Here is an 18,119-nt window from a genome sequence, read left to right on the forward strand (position 1 = left end):
CGCCCGCCGTCAGCGCCGCCGCAGCGCCGAGAGCGCGAACGGGCCGGGGCCCAGCGCCGCGATCAGCAGGAACACCCAGCAGAACAGCACGGCCTGCTCGCCCATGTTCTGCAACGGCAGCGCCGCCATGGGCTGGTGCACGGTGAAGTACGCGTAGGCCATCGCCCCGGAGCAGACCAGCGCGGCGGGCCTGGTGAGCAGGCCGAGCAGCACCAGGGCACCGCCGACGACCTCGATCACGCCTGCGTACCAGCCGGGCCAGGAGCCGACCGGCACCGCCGTGCCCATGGTGTCGACGCCGCCGAACAGGCCGAAGCCCTGCAACCCGTGGCAGAGAAAAAGGAACCCGACGACGACCCGCACCGCCGAGAGGACGGCACCGGACACCGCCGGTCCGGTCAGGCGGGCGCGCAGAACAGTGGTGTCGGAGGTGCGCATCAGGCGTACACCCCGTCCAGCCAGGCGTTCCAAGCCTTGGTGAGGGCCTCGGCGTCGGCGTCCGGGGCGAACACGTGGTGCGCGGCGGCGACCGGCATCCCCCACGGCTCGCGGGCGTAGAAGCGCAGCAGCGAGTCGGCGGTGCGGATGCCGACGAACTGGCCCTCCAGGTAGTCCACCTCGCCCTCGACCGGCGCCAGGCCGGGGATGTCCAGGGTGATCTTGTCACCCGGCTCGCTGTCCGAGGTGAGCCCCAGGGCGGCGTGCAGCTTGTCGACGGCGCCGGGGAACTGCGAGGCCCCGGTGCCGGGGGCGGCGACGTAGGTGACCGGCCTGCCCGCGAAGTGCTCCAGGTACTGCCCGAGCGAGTGCAGGTAGAAGTCCGTGTGCTTGCCCGCCGCGTCGAACTGGGTGTCCCAGTCGTCGGCGAAGACCCCGCTGTGGACGTAGCGCACGACGGTCGTGCCGCCGTCGCGGGCCTCGATGATGTGCTCCAGGGCGTTGAACCAGCCGCCCTCGCCGTCGGTCCGGGTGTGCAGGTGGTTCGGGGCGTCCCAGACCAGCGCGCGGGTGCCGGACTCGTCCGGGGTGCCGTCGGCCGGGGGCGGCGAGCCGGGGAACAGCCAGCCCGCGAGGCCGTCGGTGACCGCCGCGAAGACCTGCTCCGGGGTGGCGCTGAGGACGACCTCGCGCTCGATCTGGAACTTCTCCGACATTCTCACTTCTCCTTGGCTTCCGTGCTGAAGTCTCGGGTGATGGCCGGGTGCAGCGCCACGATGAAGCGGTGCTCGCGCCCGTTCGGTGCGTTCTCGCTGTGGTAGCGGCGGACCAGGTCCGCCACCGCGCCCTGGAGTTCACCGGCGAAGGCCGCCCGGTCGGCGGCGGAGGCGAAGGTGACCCTGGCGTCGGCGGCGTAGGTGGCCAACCGCCGGTCGGCGGCGTTCGCCCCGGCGATGAGCCTGCCCAGTTCCCGGACGAGCCGGGCGGCCAGGGCCATCAGCCAGCGGGCGGAGAGCTGGTCGGGCGACCGGTCCGGGTCGGGGGCGACCGCGGCCAGCGCGCTGGGCGAGATCACGTACGAGGCCGCGCTGGCCTGCATGACCCGTTCCGTGCAGTTGCCCTTGCGGCGCTCCTCGACCAGTTCGACCAGGCCGTGCTTCTCCAGGGCGCGCAGGTGGTAGTTGACCTTCTGCCGCGGCAGGCCGACCGCCGCGGCCAGCGTGCTGGCCGAGCCGGGTTCGACGAGCGCGGCCAGCAGACCGGCGCGCACCGGGTCGAGCGTGACCTCGGCCGCGGCCGGGTCTTCGATCACTGCCACCTCGTGCATGGGGAGAACCCTGTCACCGACAATTTTATTTGTCAAGACAGTTGTTCCTGTCGGCCTCCTCGATGCTCTAAACTGCCCCTGACCAGCACTTCTCCGACCTGATCAGCGGGAGCCATGACCCAGTACGCGCTGCTTGTGCAGCCAGCCGCGAACCGCGTCTACGCCGAGGCCTCGGTGGCGCTGACCACCGCGGAGCTGGAGGTGGTCAACCAGGCCGTCCTCGGCGGGCGGCTCACCGACATCGCCGAGACCGACATCGCGGGCGTGCGCTACGTCGGGTTCCGCGCCGACCTCGACGGCCGCGACGCGGAGTTCCTGGCGAACCTGTCGTCGGCCTTCGCCCTCTTCGCCGTCCGCGACGGAGGCCTGCTGGAGCCGGTGGAGCTGCGGCGGCTGGACAGGTTCGACGACGACCTGCTGACCATCCAGAAGTACTCGGGCAAGACGAACGAGCACTTCACCAAGCTGCTGCTGAACGTGACCGTGCTGTCCTCGACCGCGGCGCCGCACATGCTCGACCGGCGGCTGCGCGTGCTGGACCCGGTGTGCGGGCGGGGGACGACGCTCAACCAGGCGCTCATGTACGGGTGGCACGCCGCCGGGATCGACCTGGACCAGCAGGACTTCGACGCGTACTCGACGTTCCTGCAGACCTGGCTCAAGCGCAAGCGGGTCAAGCACACCGCCGAGGTGGTGCGCATCCGGCGCGAGAAGCAGAACGTCGGGCGGCAGCTCAAGGCCTCGATCGGCGTGGACCGCGAGAGCTACAAGGCGGGCGACGCGCTGGACCTGGGCTACGTCAACGCGGACACGGTGAAGGCCGGGGAGTTCTTCCGCGCCGGGACGTTCGACGTGGTCGTCGGCGACGCGCCCTACGGGGTCCGGCACGGGTCGCGCGCGGCCGGACCGCGGCCGCTGGACCGCAGCCCGCTGGAGCTGATCTCGGCGGCGGCACCCGGCTGGGCGCGGCTGCTGCGGGCGGGCGGGGCGCTGGGCATCTCCTGGAACAACGTCGTCACCAGCCGCGAGTCGGTGCTCGACGCGCTGGCCTCTGCGGGGTTGCAGCCGCTCGACGACGGTCCGTACCGGGGCTTCGAGCACCGCGTCGACCAGGCGATCACCCGCGACATCGCGGTCGCGCGCAAGCCTGTGGACAACTGAACGCGATCGTCGGGCTTTCCACCTAGCCTGGGGAACATGACAAGCCCCGTTCTGCAGACCGTCCCACTGGGATCGCAGTGGCCCACGCTCGACCCGTTCCTGTTCTGCGCGCACCACGACGACGCGTACCCACCGGGAGACGACCGCATGGCCCCCGCCGTGCCGATCGAGGACCGGGACCTGGGGCAGGACTTCTCCGGCCTGGACGGCTGGTCGATGTACCACGGGCTGGAGGTCCCGGGCTTCCCCGGCCACCCGCACCGCGGCTTCGAGACGGTCACCTACGTCCGCGAGGGCCACATCGACCACAGCGACTCCCTCGGCGCCGCGGCCCGCTTCGGCCGGGGCGACGTGCAGTGGCTCACCGCCGGGCGCGGGATCGTGCACGCGGAGATGTTCCCGCTGCTGGAGCGGGACGGGCCCAACCCGCTGCACCTGTTCCAGATCTGGCTGAACCTGCCCGCCTCGGACAAGCTGGTGGACCCGTACTTCACCATGTTCTGGGACGGCGACGTGCCCCGCCACCGCCCCGCCGGGGGCGTGGTGGTGACGGTCATCGCGGGCGCGCTCGGCGCGGCGGAGCCACCGCAGCCACCACCGAACTCCTGGGCCGCCCGCCCCGACGCCGACCTGGCCATCTGGCACGTCCGGCTCGACGCCGGGGCGTCCTGGGAACTGCCCGCGGCGGCGGGGCGGGAGACCGGCCGGGTGCTGTACGTGTTCGGGGGCGACCGGCTCCGGGTCGCGGACACGTCGGTGGGCGACGACACCGGCGTGGTGCTCGACGCGTCGGTGCCGGTCGCGCTGACCGCGGGGTCGACGCCGGTCGACGCGCTGCTGCTGCAGGGGCGGCCGATCGGCGAACCGGTGGCCAGGTACGGGCCGTTCGTGATGAACACCGAGGCGGAGATCCACCAGGCGCTGCGCGACTTCCAGGACACCCGGTTCGGCGGCTGGCCGTGGCCGGACCAGGCGCCCACCCACGGCCGCGAGCGGGGCCGGTTCGCCCGGCACGTCGACGGCCGCCTCGAACAGGTCGACTGAAGTGCAACCGATGCCGGAACCCGGTGTTCTTAAGGGTATGGACATCGTTCCCACCACCACGGCAGTCCTGCCGAACGCCCCACCCGGTGAGGTCCCCGTCGACGCCGACCTGGTCCCGCTCCTGCTCGCGGACCGCGACCGGGGGTTCGAGGAGGTGGTGCGCCGGTACCAGCGCGACGTGTACTCGGTGGCGGCCCGGCTCTGCGCGCAACTCGGCAACTCCGACGCCGAGGACCTGTCCGCCGAGACGTTCCTGCGGGCCTACCGGGCACTGGTGGGCTACGACGGGGAGCGGATCGCGGCACTGCGGGTGCGGCCGTGGCTGTTGACGATCCTGCTCAACACCTGGCGCAACCTGGTGCGCACGGCGACCCGGCGCCCGCGACAGGCACCCCTGGCGTCGGCGTTGTCGGCCTCGCCCACCGGGGCCTCCGCCGAGCCGCTGGGCCCGGGTGCGGCGGAGGTGTTCGAGCGCGAGGAGACCAGCCGCGAACTGGCCGACCTGCTGGCCGGACTGCCCGAGCGGCAACGGCTCGCCGTGGTGCTGCGGCACGTGGTCGGGCTGCCGGTGGCCGAGGCGGCCGAGGTGCTGCGGCTCCCGGAGAACACGGTCAAGTCGCACACCGCCCGCGGGCTGGCGACGCTGCGGTCGCTCTACACCGAACCCGGACGTCGAAAGGAGAAGCTGTGAACTACGACGCGGTACTCGAAGGCCTCGCCGAACTGGTCGCGGCACCCGCCACCGACCTCACCGACTCCCTGTTCGCCGACTGGACCCGGGTCCCGGGCCCGATCGGCGAGATCGACATCGCCTTCTCCGGCCGGGGGATCAGCTACGTGCGGGTGGTGGGCCTGCCCGACCGCACCGCGACCGGCGATTTCGCCACCTCCTTCCACACCCGCTTCGGCCGACCACTGCGCCGCACCGACCGGGAACCCCCGGGCCTACGCGCAGCCCTCGACGGCAACCCCCCGGCCGAGCTGCCACTGGACCTGGACACCCTGACCGAGTTCGAACGCGAGGTGCTCCAGGCCACCCGGCAGATCCCGCGCGGGCAGACCCGCCCGTACGGCTGGATCGCCGCGCAGATCGGCCGCCCCAAGGCCGTGCGCGCGGTGGGGACGGCGGTGGGCAACAACCCGGTGCCGCTGGTCATCCCCTGCCACCGGGTCGTCCGCTCCGACGGCTCCCCCGGCGAGTACGTGTTCGGAGCCGCCGCGAAGCAACGGCTGCTGAGCGCCGAGCGGGAGGCCGGTTGAGCGTTGTCACCCACGTGATCGGCTTTTGCGGATCCGCACGGTGTTCTCCCGGTCGCCTTGTCCGGGTGGTCGAAGCCGTGCTCTGCTGACCACCGGTTTCTCGACGACGAGGGTGGACGGCGATGGCACGGCAGCACGGGTACGTGATCCGGCGGAAGTACACCGCACCCCCCGAGCGGGTGTTCGCGGTACTGGCCGACGCCGCGCACTGGTCGACCTGGGCGCGGCCGGTGATCATGACGTCCCGGTGGGCCGAGGGCACCGGGGAGGTGGGCTCGGTCCGGGTCGCCGGGATGTGGCCGGTGCTGATCCGGGAGCGCATCACCGAGCTGCACCCGCCGTCGCGGTTGGCCTACCGCATGGTGGGGCGCAACATCCCGGTGCGCGACTACGAGGCGGCAGTCGAGTTCCGGCCCGCTGCGGACGGGGGGACGGAGCTGACCTGGACGGCGTCTTTTCGGCCGGTGGTGCCGGGGACGGGGGCGTTGATGACCGCTGTGGTCAAGTCGACGGTTTTGTTTCTGGCTTGGCGGTTGGGGCCTGCTGCTGCTCGTGGTCAGGTTGGGGCTGAGCGTCGAGGTTGAGCGCTGGGGCTGAGCATCGGGGCTGAGCGCTGGGGTTGGGCCGCGTCTGGTTTGAAGCGCCGGGATTTAGTGGTGGTGCCCGGATGGGTGGATCTGCTTGGCCGTGTCTGGGCTTGAAGCGCCGGGGATTTTGTCGCTGGTGCCCGGGTGGGTGGATCCGCTTGGGCGGGGCCCCTACGCCGATCATGCGCCCAGTGTGACCGAGTGGGGCTGAAGGGATGCCCCACAGCCCGGGCAGGCTTGCACATGATCGGCTCCCCCACCCAAGCAAATCCACCCACCCGGGCAGTTGGTCACCGGGCTGGCGGTTTTCGGGGTGGTCAACAGGTTCTGAGCCAGATCCCTAGGCCAGGCTCGTTGGTCCAGCGGGCAAGCAGGAATGGACTGGTTAGCCAGGGCAGGCCGGGCCGGGTCGGCCAGGCCAGGCCGGCCAGGCAGCCGGCTGGCTGGGTCGGCCGGGTGGGTCAGCCCGGGCCGGGCCGGGCTGGCCGGCCCGGCCGGGGGCCTGGGCCGGGTGGGTCAGGCGCCGAGGGCGGTGGTGAAGAGGGGGGTGGCCTTGTCGATCGCGTAGAGGGTGCCCAGGGTGGAGCCGCTGGAGAAGGCGTTCACCAGGGTCTTGTCGTCCAGGATGACCAGGTGGCCTGCCTTGGCCGAGGGGATCTGGTTGAGGACCTGGTCGTTGCGCAGGGGTGTGCCGTCGGTGCCGATGGGGAAGACGACGGTCAGGTCGGCGCTGAGGAGTTCGATTTGTTCTCGGGAGAGGTCCACGGCGAAGCTCTCCCCGGCCAGGGCTTGGACCTCGGGCTTGTTGGTGAGGCCCAGGCTTTCCAGGAAGTCCACTCGGGAGTCGCCTCGGACGTAGGCGCTGTACTTGTCGGAGTAGTGGGCGCCCACCGCGACCGTCTTGCCGGTGAGGGTGGGGTGGTCGGTCTTGGCCTTGGTGAAGGCGTTGTCGACCTCGGTGGTGAGGCGCTTGCCCTCTTCGGGCTTGCCCAGGGCCTGGGAGACGAGGTCCACCTGTTGGCGCCAGGTGGTTCCGTAGGCCACCACGCCCGCAGGCGAGGAGACCGTGGGGGCGATCTTGCTCAGCTCCCGGTACTTCTCCTCGGAGTTGTCCGAGCGGGTGTTGAGGATCAGGTCCGGTTGGAGTTGGGCGATGGCGGGGTAGTCCAGTTCCAGCGTGGGCAGGATCTTGGGCGGGGTGGTGTACCTGCCCGCCGCCCACGGGCCCACGCCCTCGCCGCCGAAGGCGAGCCAGTCGCTGGCGGCGATCGGTTGGACGCCCAGGGCCAGGGCGGTTTCGGCGTCGGACCAGCCCAGGGCGATGACCCTGGTGGGGTTGGCGGGGACGGTGACCGGGCCGAAGCGGGTCTGCACGGTGGGGCCCGCCTGGGCCGTGGTGTTGTCGCCGGGCTCCTCCACCTGGCCGCAGCCCGCGAGGGCCAGGCCCGCGGCGGCCAGCACGGCGGCGATGCGTCTGATCACTGGGGTTCTCCTTGTTCTGCGCAGTGGTGGCGGCCGATGGGGACGATCATCGGGGTGGCGGACACCGGGTCCGGCACGACGTGCGCGCGGAGTCCGAACACACGCTCGATGACCTCCTCGGTCACCACCTCGGTCGGGCTGCCCTCGGCGACGATCTCCCCGGCGCGCATGGCGATGAGGTGGTCGGCGTAGCGGCAGGCCAGGTTCAGGTCGTGCAGCACCACGACGACCGTGGTGCCCTGGGTGCGGTTGAGGTCGGTGAGCAGGTCGAGCACCTCGACCTGGTGGGTGATGTCGAGGTAGGTGGTCGGCTCGTCGAGCAGCAGCAGGTCGGTGCGCTGGGCCAGGGCCATGGCGATCCACACCCGCTGCCGCTGCCCGCCCGACAGCTCCTCCACCGGGCGGGCCGCCACCTCCAGGGTGTCCGTGGCGGCCAACGCCTCGGCGACCGCGGCGTCGTCCTCCGCGGTCCAGCGGCGGAACCAGCCCTGGTGCGGGTAGCGGCCCCGGCCGACCAGGTCCGCGACGGTGATGCCCTCGGGGGCGACCGGCGTCTGCGGGAGGATGCCCAGCACCGTGGCCAGTTCCCGGCTGGGGATGGTGTGCAGCTCGCGGTCGTCGAGGTGGACCGTGCCGGAGGCGGGGGTCAGCAGCCGGGCGAGGCCGCGCAGCAGGGTGGACTTCCCGCAGGCGTTCGGGCCGACGATCATGGTGACCCGGCCCGGCGGGATCGCCACGGTCAACCCCTTGACCACCTCGCGGCGGTCGTAGGCCAGCCGCAGCGCGTCGGTGCGCAGGGTGTGCTCGGCCGTCATCATCCGCCCTTCCCGGTCCGGTTGGCCCTGGCCAGCAGCAGGAGCAGGTACGGGGCGCCGACCGCGCCGGTCAGCACCCCCACCGGGTACTGCGGCAGGCCGGGCAGGTTCTGCGCGGCGAAGTCGGCGACCAGCACCACGGCCGCGCCGACCAGCCCGGACGCCACCAGCGCCGGGCCACCGTCGCGGGTCAGCCTGCGGCCGATGGGGGCGGCGAGCAGCGCCACGAACGCCACCGGCCCGGCCGCCGCGGTGCCCGCCCCGGCGAGGGCGACCGCACAGCCCAGCAGCGCGAGCCGGGCGGGTTCCACCGCGACCCCGAGGCCGCGGGCGGCGTCGTCGCCCAGGCGCAGCAGGCCCAGGGTGCGGGCGAGCACCGCCACCGCGGGCAGCAGCACCGCGAGCAGCACCGACAGCGGCACCACCTGTGTCCAGTTGCGACCGTTGAGGCTGCCGGTCAGCCACACCAGGGCGTCCTGCGCGGTGGCCACCCGCGACCGCGTCATCAGGTACGACACGACGCTCAGCAGGATCGCCGCGACGCCGATGCCGACCAGCACCAGCCGCGAACCGGAGATGCCGCCGCGCCAGGTCAGCGCGTACATCAGGGCCGCGGTCAGCAGGGCACCCGCCAGGGCGACGACCGAGACGGCGGTGCCGCTGAGTCCGAACGCGACGATGCCCAGCACGGCCGCGGCGCTGGCGCCGGTGTTGATGCCGATGACGTCCGGGCTGGCCAGCGGGTTGCCCAGCAGGCTCTGGAAGATCGCCCCGGACACGCCGAAGGCCAGCCCCACCAGCACGGCCGCCAACGCCCGGGGCAGCTTCAGGTCGAGGATGATGTAGTCGGTGCTCCGGCTCCCCAGGCCGACCAGGGTGGACAGCACGTCCGGCAGCGGCACGTACCCCCGCCCCCAGGTGAGCGCCACGCCGAAGAACACGACGAGCAGCACCCCCAGCGCCCCGGTCACCACCGCGAACCGCCGCCGCACCCGCCCCCGACTGGCCGCGACCGCCGCACTCCCGGCCGACACCGCCATCACGCCCCACCTCGACGCGAGAGCATCCGGCACCCGAGCCGCGCCCGTCCGCGCGCAGGGGCTCCGACACGGGCAGCGCCCGGTGGCGGTGTCGTCACAGCCCGGCCACCTTCCGGCCGCGCACGATGGCGATGAACACCGGTGCCCCGATGACCGCGGTGAGGATCCCGACCTGCAACTCACCGGGTCGGGCGACGACCCGGCCGACGACGTCCGCGCCGACCACCAGGACCGGGGCCAGCACCATCGAGTACGGCAGCAGCCAGCGGTGGTCGGGCCCGGTGACGGCGCGGGCGAGCAGCGGCACCGCCAGGCCCACGAAGGCGATCGGCCCCACGCTCGCCGTGGCCGCCCCGCACAGCAGCACCACGGCGAGCCCGGCCACGACGCGCGTGCGGGTGACGTCCTGGCCGAGCGAGCGGGCCAGGTCGTCGCCCAGGGACAGGGTGTTCAGCGAGCGGGCGGCACCGAGCGCGACGACCAACCCGAGCGCGATGAACGGCAACGCCTGCCAGAAGACCGCCATGGAGCGCCCGGACAGGGCACCGACCTGCCAGAAGCGGAACTGGTCGAAGGTGTCGGAGTCGGTCAGCAGCACAGCGGTGGTCAGCGAGACGAAGGCGGCGTTGGTGGCGGCCCCGGACAGGGCCAGCTTGATCGGCGTGGCCCCCTCGCGCCCCATCGCCCCCACCCCGTACACCAGCAGGGAGGCGACCAGCGCGCCCGCGAAGCCGAACCACACGTAGCCGGTGAGCGCGGTGACGCCGAACAGGTTGATGCCGATGACCACGAACAGCGCCGCGCCCGCGTTGACGCCGAGCACCCCCGGGTCGGCCAGCGGGTTGCGCGCCACCGCCTGCATGACCGCCCCCGCGACGCCGAGCGCGGCGCCGACGAGCAGGCCCACCAGCGTGCGCGGCACCCGTTCGGCCCGCACGAACAGGTGGTCGTTGTCGGTCGGGTCGAAGCGCAGCAGCGCGTCCACGACCGTGCCCGCCGGGATCGGCTTGGTCCCGATGAACACGCTCGCCACGGCCACCGCGACCAGCAGCGCGGCGGCCAGCAGCAGCCCCAGGGAGAGGCTGCCGGTCCGCCGGGCGGTCACCTGCGCCATGCCACCTCCCGCACTCCGACCGGACCGAGCGGGATTAGGTTAGGCTAAGAACAGTATCCCTGAGTAGTCGGGACCCGGAGTTCCCAGTCACAATCCGGCCACACGATCACCCGGGGTGACCACGTGGTCCGCCACCGGTTCCCGGTGGGTCAGAGGACGGAGATGAGGACCCGCAGCTCGTCCGCCCGGACCTCCAGCGACACGAAGCACCGGTCCAGGACGATGTCGAGCCCGACGACCTTCTCCCCGGCGTGGGTGAGGTGCACGGCGACCACCGTGTTGCCGACGACCTGGGCGTACCCGGCCGCCGCGGAACGGTCGAAGACCGTCCACTTGCCGTGCCTGCGGACGAACTCGCGGTTCTCCTCGGTCAGCGGCTCGGTGAACGGGTCGACCCACTCCCGGGCCTCGACGCGGATGGACTCGCCGTCGGCACCGGAGTCGAAGAGGGCGACAAAACCGTCGTCGGCGCTCAGTTCGATGAACCCGGACCCCGTGTCCGGCTCACCGCTCGGGTCGACGTAGTGCACCCGCCGCACCCGTCGGATGGTCTTGCCGACCAACTCGTCCACGCGAAGTTCCACCGGCGCCACCACCCCGCATGTGATCGACTCTGTTCCCCCAGGGTAAGCCAACAGCGGCACTCCACGGCCTGTTTGCGGCCCGTTTGTCACCCACTGATCGCAGCGAACTCCCCCGGTCGCCCGGGTCCGATCCCGACACCGCACGCCGGGCCACCCCCGGCGCACCGCCGACCGGGTGACGGCCGCGGGGCAGCGGATCGCGGCTGTGCGCCGTCAGCGGTTCGGCAGGGGGCGAACAAGCGAAATCGCCGAACGCCTCGGTGGGTCCCTCCGGCGCGGTGGGCGCGCTCGCGGCCGGGGGTGCCTCCCGGGCCGGTTCGGCGCGAGCCACCGCACCCGGGGCGGACTCGGCGGCCCCGCCGGGCGCACCGGGTTGTCCACACCGGACAACCCGGTCGCGTGCACCGGTTGGGCCGTGGGGGATCTCGACTGGGGGACGTGCCCGCGGCCTGGCTCGCGTCGGCGCGGACCCGGCACTTACACTCGACGCACTCGCCGCTCCCCCACCGGATCCGCAACACCCACGATCCGGGAGAACGATGACCGCCACCCTCACCGCCACCGACACCGCGACCCGGTTCGCCATCACCGAGGCGTTCGTCCGGGAAGCACTGAACGAGGGAGACCTCGCGGTCGTCGCGGACTTCGCCCACCCCGGCATCCGCGACGTTTCCGGCACCCGCCTCTTCGACGACGGCGTGCGCGGCCTGGAAGCGGCCGTGCTCGCGATCCGGCGATCCATGCCGGACCTGTACGCCCGGGTCCCGTTCATCCGCGACTGCGGGAGGGACACCGTGGAGATCCACCTGGAGCTGACCGGCACCTACCGGGCGCCCAACCTCGCCCAGAGCGGGCGGGACGGGCGGGTGGCGCGGTGGCGGCAGATCCACCGGTTCAGCTTCCGCGGGGCGCTGGCCGAGGCGCACCTGGGGTGGGTGGACCGGGCCGCGATCCGGGCGTGCCTCGGCGAGCCGTACTAGGCCGCGTCTGCCCGGCTTGGTGCCCGGGTGGGCCGGATCTGCTCAGCCGTGCCGTTGGTTAAAGCGCCGGGATTTTGGGGGCGTGCCCGGGTGGGTGGATCCGCTTGGGCGGGGCCCCTACGCCGATCATGCGCCCAGTGTGACCGAGTGGGGCTGAAGAGATGCCCCACAGCCCAGGCAGGCTTGCACATGATCGGCACCCCCACCCAAGCACATCCACCCACCCGGGCAGTTGGTCACCGGGCCGGCGGTTGCGGGGGTGGTTGCCGGCTGCGCGGTGTGGGGTTGCGGGTAGCTGGCCGCCAAGCCGGGTAGGGCCGCGCCGTTCGTGCGGCGCGGCCCTACCCGGGAAATCTCACTCGTCTTCGAAGACCTCCTCGAAGACCTCGCCGAGGACCATGCCGCCGACGATGCCCGCCGCCGCGCCGCCGACGATGCCGCCCATGCCGGGGCCGCGGTGGTGGTGCTGGTCGCCGTAGTGGCTGCTGTGGTGGCCGTGGTCCTGGTGGCCGAAGGCGGAGTGGCCGCCGCGGCCTGCGACCTGGGTGAGCCAGTCGCCCACGATGGGGGCCCAGTCGGTGCGCTCGGCTTCCTGGTGGGTCATCCGGAAGTGGCCGAAGGCGTCGCCGCCGGAGCGGAAGAGGCCGCCGCGCTTGTCGGCCTCCAGGACCACGTACAGCTCGTGCGGGGTGGCCACGAAGGTCAGCTCGACCTGGTTGATCCGGCCTGCCGCCTCGCGCGGCGGGTAGAACTCGATCTCCTGGAAGAAGCCGAGCTGCTGGGGCACCCCGTGCAGCACCCCGGCCTCCACGTCGGCGCTGCTGAACTGGAAGCCCAGGGCGCCGAAGGCGTCGAGCACCCGGTCCTGCGAGGGCAGGGGGTGCACCTGGATCGGGTCGAGGTCGCCCTTGTCCGGGGCGCCCGCGATGACCAGTTCGGTGCGCAGGCCGACCGACATCCTCGGCAGCGGGGAGCCGGAGACGGCGGTGATCGGCGCCTCCCACGGCAGTTCGATCCGGAACGGCACGTCCACCCGCTGGTTCTCCGGGATGACCAGGCGGTCGGCCACGACCACCCGCAGGAGTTCGCCGGTGCCCACGCCCTCGTGGTCCCCGTGCTCGACCTCCACCCTGGTGACCAGCGACAGCACGATCCGGTCGATCTCGGCACGCGCGCTGCCGCCCTGCACCCGCACCTGCCCGGTGACGACCTGCCCGGGGTAGGCGTGCGGTGAGTCGAGCACGGTGTCCACCGACGGGCCACCGACGCCGAAGGCCGAGAGCATCCGCTTGAACATGTGGGAGTCCTCCTGGGGTCGCCTCCGGGGGCCCGCACGTGGGGCCACGACGCCGAAGCGCTCAAATCGGACAGTACCGGATCTTGTGCTCGGGGTGACAAGAACCCGGAGCGGAACAAATGCGGAAATGCCGTCCACGCGGTGGGCACCATTGCCGGAAAAGGGCAGACCGCCGGGGATGTCGGCCGCGGTGAGGGTCAGCGCAGTGCGGTCACGACCTGTTCGGCGACCGACACGGCGGTCTGGCACTGCCCCTTGGTGTCGTTGGCCCCGCTCGCCCCGGCGGCCACGACGACGCCCCCGCCGTTCCCGGCGCCGACGACCACCTCGCACAGCACGGTGCCGTCGGTCCGCTGCGCGCGCACCAGGGCGGGCTGGCCGTCGACGCTGATCTGCTCGAACAGCTTCCACCGCAGCCCGGTCCCGTCGGCACCGGGCCGCGCCGAGTCCTGGTAGGCGGCGGCCAGCGGGTCGTTGTCGCTGAAGCCGACGCTGATCCGGGGCCACTCCACCCGGTCGGCCCACACGCAGAACCGCGTGCTCCCCGCCTCGCCGCCGTGCGGCTGGCCGGGTCCGTAGACGCCGAGGCCCAGCGGGATGCTCTTCGGCACCACCGCGCACGGGTCGACGGCCTTGGCCAGGTCGAGGGTCCTGGTCGCCGCGGGTGCCGCCGTCGGCCGTCCCGCCGCGGTCACCGTGGGCACCTGCGAGGCCCCTGCGGCGCACCCGCCGAGGAGGGCGGCCACCACCGACCCGACCACCACCCGACCGAGCACCATGTCCCCCACCCCTCATTCCGACATCCACCATCATCCCCGGCCGCCATCGTTTTCGGGCGGCCCCGGGGCGGTTTTTTCCACGTTGTTCGCTCGCGCAAAGAGCGAATGCCGTGCGTGATTGTTCGGATACCGCCTTTTTGCGTTCCCGGTGACAAAAAGCGGGGTCAGTTCAAATGCCCGGCACGATGATCGTTGAGGTCAGCGCCCACCCGAGCCGGGGGCCAGCGTCCGGGTTATGCCCCTATCCGAACCCCTGATCCCCGGCTTTCGCCGGGAGCGGGCGCCCGGCGGCACCCTAGGGGTTGAGCCCGGCCGAACCGGGGTGGCACCTTGGGCCGAGCGTCGGGGAAAGGGAGTCGGGGATCCGATGAGTGGACCGGGGGATTCCTGGCTGCGCCGCCTGCGCGCCTGCGACAGCCCGGCGGCCAGGGTCGTCTGCCTCCCGCCCGCGGGCGCCGACGCCCTGTTCTACCTGTCCTTCGCCCGCGCGGTGTCGCACCCGGTGGAGGTCCTGGGGGTGCAGTACCCGGGCCGCCGGGACCGCCGGGGCGAGGCGCCCGCGCGGACGGTGCAGGAGTTGGCCGACGGGATCGCCGGGGCTGCCCGGTCGGACCTGCCGGTGGCGCTGTTCGGGCACGGGATGGGGGCGGTGGTCGCCTTCGAGACGGCCCTGCGGCTGCGGCGGCCGCCGCTGGTGCTGTTCGTCTCGGGGGCGCCGGGACCGCCGCGGCACCGGGTGGCGGAGTCGGCCGAGTCCTCGGGTGCGGCGCACGCGGACCTCTCGGCGGCGGCGACCTACCGGTGGGGCGACGCGCGGGTGGGGGCGCCGGTGGTGGGGATGGTCGGCGACGAGGACCCGGTGGCGCGGGCCGAGGAGGTCGCCACCTGGCAGTCCGTCACCTCGGGGGCCTTCGAGTTGCAGTTGTTCTCCGGGGGCCACCTGTACCTGACGTCGTTCGTGTCCACTGTGGCCAACGCGGTGGGGGAACGGGTGCTGGGGATGCTGGGGTGAGCGCGGTGCCCGGCCGGTGTCAGGCGGGGCGGTCGGTGGCCAGCCGGGCGGGCAGGTCACCCCGGCGCCGGACGCCGAGCTTGCGGTAGACGCGGGTGAGGTGCTGCTCGACCGTGCTCACCGTGACGTGCAGGCGGTCGGCGATCTCCTTGTTGGTGTGGCCGAGGGCGGCGAGGGTGGCGACCCGCTGCTCGGCCTCGCTGAGGTCGGCGAAGGCCGCGTCGGCGGGTTCGGGGTGGGCGGCGGGGCGGTGCCGCAGGACGCGGTCGACCAGGTCGGTCACCCCGCACAGCCTGGCCTCGTCGGTGGCGCTCCTGGCCACCCGGCGGGCCTCGGCGGGGTCACCGCCCTCGGTGAGGGTCCGGCTCAACTCCGCCAGGGACACCGCGGCGGCGTACCGGTCCCCCGCGGCCCGGAACTCCTCGGCCGCCTGGTGCAGCAGGCCCGCCCCCCGGCTGCGCGCCAACACCCGCAGGGCCAGCGCCCGCGTGTACCGGCTGGCGGCGGCGGGCAGGGCCAACTGCTCGTCGGCCAGCAGGGCGGCGGCGCGCACCCGGCCCGCGCGCAGGTGCGCGGCGGCCAGACCGGTGCGCCAGGGAGCGAGGGACGGCAGGTCGAGACCCCAGGCGATCATCCGCCGCCCGCACTCCTCCAGGTCCGCCACGCCCGCCAGGACCCGGTCGGTGGCCAGGTGGTGCATCCCGCGGGCGTACAGGTAGCGGACGCCGAAGACGGTGTCGTAGGCCGATTCCGGCAGGACGTGGCGCAGCGCGGCGCTCGGGGTGACGCCGAGCGCGGTCTCCGCGCTGAGCATCGTCGCCAGCGGCAGCGCCACCAGGATGCCCCAGGAGCGGTCGGGGAGCATCCGCAGGCTCTCCTCGGCCGTGGACCGCGCCACCCGCAGCGCACCCTGGCGCAGCGAGATCTCCGCGCGCGCCGCGCCGAGCACGGCCGACCACGTGGTGGCACCCCGTTCCCGCGCCCGCCCGAGCAGGTCGTCCCCCCACCGGGCAGCCAGGTCGACCCGGTCGGCGTGCACGAGGGCGGCGAGCGCGCCCGCGAGCACCTCAAGCGTGTGGTCGGTCAGCGGGCAGCCGCGGAGCACCCGCTCCGCGTCCCGGACCACATCCGGGAGCGCACCCGCGAGGAGCCCGGGCAACAGCGCGGCAGCGGAGCGCTGCCAGCGGTCGTCGGCCCGCGCGGGCTCCGGAACGGGCCGGGGGCGGCGGGGGCCACGCAGCCAGTCGTCGGCGAGGGTCAGCTCGGCACCCACCCGAGGATCAGCACGGCGGGCGGCGGCCAGGAGGGCGGCGGCGGTGTCCGGATCCACGTGCCAGAGCCCGTGCCGGGCGGCGACGACGGGATCGGCGAAGCCGTGGTGGGCGGGGTTCGCCGCGCGGTGGAGGTCGCTGCCGGTCCGGCCTGCCGCACCCTCGGCGCGGGAAGCCGCGCGGCGGGAGCCGCCTGGGTCGGCGGCGGGGGTGGTCGCGCCGCGGGTGGGGCGGGCGGCGGGATCACCGGCAGAGCGGGCGGCGGTGGGATCGGCGGAACCGACAAGGCGATCGGCGGGGGTGGCGGAATCACCGGCAGAGCCGACAAGACCGCCCTCGGTGGAGCCACTGGTGGCGGGATCGGCGGGGGTGCCGGGGCAGGCGGTGGCCGCAGCAGGGCCACCAGCGGTGGTGGGGCCAGCGCAGGCGGCAGGACCAGCGTCGGTGGTGGCAACGGCCGGGCCGCCCACAGCAGCGGAGACGCCCCCGCCGCCAGCGGCAGGCGCGGGGGTGACAGCAGGACCGCCGCCAGTGGAGGTGGCGGGACCAGCGGAGGCGGCAGGGCAGGCCACAGCAGTGCCGGCGGGGCAGCAGGCAGCAACGGCAGCAGCAGGGCCGCAGGCAGCGGTAGCGGCGGTCCTGCCGCCAGCGGCGGCGGCAAGGCCAGCGGCGGGGCCGGCCGCAACAGTGGCGACGGGGCCCCCGGAGGCAGGGTAGGCGGCGGTGGGAGTGGTGGTGACCGAGGTGGGGAAGTCGGGGAAGGTGGTGTCGGGGCGGGGGACGGGGTTGTAGCGCCATTCGGCGGCGGCCAGGGCGTCTGCGGTTCGTTGGGGGGTGGGGGAAGTCGGGAGGGCCAGTTCCAGGCAGCGGACGGCGAAGGGGCCGTCGTCGGTGGCTGCTGCGGTGTGGAGGACTTCGGTGGCCCAGGGGTGGTCGGTGCGGCCTGCGGCGACCAGGTGGTGGGCGACTTCCGCGGGGCAGGCGCCGCGGTCGTGCAGGAGGGCGGCGGCTCGGTGGTGCAGGTCTGCTCGTTCTTCTCCGGTGAGGGCGCCCAGGACCGCTTCCCGCACCGCGGTGCGGGCGATGCGGCCGCCGGACATGAGGCCCGCCGACGTCAGGGCGCCGGTCATGGTCGCCACCGCTGACCTGGTGGTGCCCGCCAGGTCGGCGATGAGGCCGGGGAGGGCCTGGTTGCCGAGGACCGCCGCCGCCTTGGCCAGGTCGGGGACGCCGTCGTCCCAGCGGTGCAGGCACGACAGGACCGCTTGGCGGAATGCCGTGCCCTGGCCGGGTTCGGTGGGGGCGTCGGCGAGGAGGGCGTGCAGCAGGACCGGGTTGCCGCCGCTGATGCGGTGGTAGGCCGCGGCGCGGGCGCGGTCGGGGGGTGCCCCGGTGCTGCGGGTGATCAGCTCCGCCACGCCGGTGGCGGACAGGGGTGGCAGGCGGACCCGGTGGTCTGCGGTGCGGACCAGGTCGGTGCCGGAAACCGGTTCGCGTTCGGCCAGGACGACCACGACCGGGGCGGCGGCCGAGCGCCCGCGCAGCGCGGTGAGGACGTTGAGGGATTCCGCGTCCACGTGCTGCACGTCGTCGACCGTGAGGACGACCGGGCCTCGGGCGGCGGCGGCGAGGGTGGACTCGACGAAGCGGGACGTGGACGGGTCCGGCAGGCCCGCCGCCAGTTGGCGGACCGCGCCGAGCGGGAGGTCCTGTTCGCCGCGCGAGCCGGTCGCGGTCAGCACCAGTGCGCCGGATTCCAGCGCGCGGTCGGCGAAGTCGGCGAGCAGCGTGGTCTTGCCGCAGGCGAGTGCGCCGGTGACGGCGGCGAAGCGGCCCGCGCCCGCGGCGCTCTCGGCCAGCGCGCGCGCCAGACCGGTGCCTGCGGTTCGGCGTTCGACCAGCGCCATCCGGTCTTCCCTCCACCCCGC

The 18,119-nt window shown here is 73.4% G+C and carries 18 protein-coding genes; 7 read left to right on the forward strand and 11 right to left on the reverse strand.

Translation table 11 applies throughout. The features are described 5' to 3' along the window. Positions 1-9: 9 nt before the first annotated feature. From L6E12_RS06920 to L6E12_RS06930, 3 genes are read right to left on the reverse strand one after another with little or no spacing between them, the layout of a single operon-like run. A complete protein-coding gene (locus tag L6E12_RS06920; RefSeq protein ID WP_236227041.1) occupies positions 10-438 on the reverse strand; it encodes a DoxX family protein in 429 nt (142 codons plus the stop codon). Next, a complete protein-coding gene (locus L6E12_RS06925; protein ID WP_236227042.1) occupies positions 438-1,154 on the reverse strand; it encodes an SRPBCC domain-containing protein in 717 nt (238 codons plus the stop codon). The genes L6E12_RS06920 and L6E12_RS06925 overlap by 1 nt, the downstream gene beginning before the upstream one ends. 2 nt (positions 1,155-1,156) lie before the next feature. After that, positions 1,157-1,765 carry a helix-turn-helix domain-containing protein gene (locus tag L6E12_RS06930; protein ID WP_236227043.1) on the reverse strand — a complete coding sequence of 203 codons (609 nt, stop codon included), beginning with the start codon at positions 1,763-1,765 and terminating at the stop codon, positions 1,157-1,159. A gap of 114 nt (positions 1,766-1,879) precedes the next feature. On the opposite strand from L6E12_RS06930, the gene L6E12_RS06935 reads away from it, so the two are divergent. From L6E12_RS06935 to L6E12_RS06955, 5 genes are all read left to right on the forward strand, one after another. Beyond that, positions 1,880-2,926: a TRM11 family methyltransferase gene (locus L6E12_RS06935; protein WP_236227044.1), complete on the forward strand. Its 1,047-nt coding sequence runs from the start codon at positions 1,880-1,882 to the stop codon at positions 2,924-2,926. Between the two features lie 36 nt (positions 2,927-2,962). Further along, positions 2,963-3,970 carry a pirin family protein gene (locus L6E12_RS06940; RefSeq protein WP_236227045.1) on the forward strand — a complete coding sequence of 336 codons (1,008 nt, stop codon included), beginning with the start codon at positions 2,963-2,965 and terminating at the stop codon, positions 3,968-3,970. A 37-nt stretch (positions 3,971-4,007) separates the two neighbouring features. Then, positions 4,008-4,661 carry an RNA polymerase sigma factor gene (locus L6E12_RS06945; protein ID WP_236227046.1) on the forward strand — a complete coding sequence of 218 codons (654 nt, stop codon included), beginning with the start codon at positions 4,008-4,010 and terminating at the stop codon, positions 4,659-4,661. Continuing rightward, positions 4,658-5,230 (forward strand): methylated-DNA--[protein]-cysteine S-methyltransferase, encoded by a 573-nt coding sequence (locus L6E12_RS06950; protein WP_236227047.1) that lies wholly within the window; start codon positions 4,658-4,660, stop codon positions 5,228-5,230. Before L6E12_RS06945 ends, L6E12_RS06950 begins: the two co-directional genes overlap by 4 nt. Positions 5,231-5,352: 122 nt before the next feature. Continuing rightward, positions 5,353-5,814 (forward strand): SRPBCC family protein, encoded by a 462-nt coding sequence (locus L6E12_RS06955; protein ID WP_236227048.1) that lies wholly within the window; start codon positions 5,353-5,355, stop codon positions 5,812-5,814. Between the two features lie 519 nt (positions 5,815-6,333). On the opposite strand, the gene L6E12_RS06960 is transcribed toward L6E12_RS06955, so the two are convergent. The 5 genes from L6E12_RS06960 to L6E12_RS06980 form a co-directional block, all read right to left on the reverse strand. Continuing rightward, on the reverse strand, positions 6,334-7,299 hold the full coding sequence (locus L6E12_RS06960) for an iron-siderophore ABC transporter substrate-binding protein (protein WP_236227049.1): 966 nt from the start codon (positions 7,297-7,299) through the stop codon (positions 6,334-6,336). Beyond that, positions 7,296-8,114 (reverse strand): ABC transporter ATP-binding protein, encoded by an 819-nt coding sequence (locus L6E12_RS06965; protein WP_236227065.1) that lies wholly within the window; start codon positions 8,112-8,114, stop codon positions 7,296-7,298. The genes L6E12_RS06960 and L6E12_RS06965 overlap by 4 nt, the downstream gene beginning before the upstream one ends. Beyond that, complete coding sequence (locus tag L6E12_RS06970) at positions 8,114-9,154, reverse strand: iron chelate uptake ABC transporter family permease subunit (RefSeq protein WP_236227050.1); 1,041 nt, start codon at positions 9,152-9,154, stop codon at positions 8,114-8,116. The genes L6E12_RS06965 and L6E12_RS06970 overlap by 1 nt, the downstream gene beginning before the upstream one ends. Positions 9,155-9,248: 94 nt before the next feature. Next, a complete protein-coding gene (locus L6E12_RS06975) occupies positions 9,249-10,268 on the reverse strand; it encodes an iron ABC transporter permease (protein ID WP_236227051.1) in 1,020 nt (339 codons plus the stop codon). A gap of 149 nt (positions 10,269-10,417) precedes the next feature. Beyond that, positions 10,418-10,840, reverse strand: a complete 423-nt coding sequence (locus L6E12_RS06980) for a hypothetical protein (RefSeq protein WP_236227052.1) — start codon at positions 10,838-10,840, stop codon at positions 10,418-10,420. Between the two features lie 551 nt (positions 10,841-11,391). Here L6E12_RS06980 and L6E12_RS06985 point away from each other — a divergent pair. Further along, the gene (locus tag L6E12_RS06985; RefSeq protein ID WP_236227053.1) at positions 11,392-11,832 is read left to right on the forward strand and encodes an ester cyclase; all 441 of its coding nucleotides are present in this window, start codon (positions 11,392-11,394) and stop codon (positions 11,830-11,832) included. A 355-nt stretch (positions 11,833-12,187) separates the two neighbouring features. On the opposite strand, the gene L6E12_RS06990 is transcribed toward L6E12_RS06985, so the two are convergent. Both L6E12_RS06990 and L6E12_RS06995 read right to left on the reverse strand, forming a co-directional pair. Then, on the reverse strand, positions 12,188-13,129 hold the full coding sequence (locus L6E12_RS06990; protein WP_236227054.1) for a sporulation protein: 942 nt from the start codon (positions 13,127-13,129) through the stop codon (positions 12,188-12,190). 197 nt (positions 13,130-13,326) lie between these two features. After that, complete coding sequence (locus tag L6E12_RS06995; RefSeq protein WP_236227055.1) at positions 13,327-13,908, reverse strand: DUF3558 family protein; 582 nt, start codon at positions 13,906-13,908, stop codon at positions 13,327-13,329. 367 nt (positions 13,909-14,275) lie between these two features. On the opposite strand from L6E12_RS06995, the gene L6E12_RS07000 reads away from it, so the two are divergent. Beyond that, a complete protein-coding gene (locus L6E12_RS07000) occupies positions 14,276-14,920 on the forward strand; it encodes a thioesterase II family protein (RefSeq protein WP_236227056.1) in 645 nt (214 codons plus the stop codon). 19 nt (positions 14,921-14,939) lie between these two features. Here the strand turns inward: L6E12_RS07000 and L6E12_RS07005 are convergent, their stop codons facing one another. After that, a complete protein-coding gene (locus tag L6E12_RS07005; protein ID WP_236227057.1) occupies positions 14,940-18,098 on the reverse strand; it encodes a LuxR C-terminal-related transcriptional regulator in 3,159 nt (1,052 codons plus the stop codon). Positions 18,099-18,119: the final 21 nt, after the last annotated feature.

It is taken from the genome of Actinokineospora sp. PR83, assembly GCF_021056305.1.
In the GTDB taxonomy this organism is placed as follows: Bacteria; Actinomycetota; Actinomycetes; order Mycobacteriales; family Pseudonocardiaceae; genus Actinokineospora; species Actinokineospora spheciospongiae.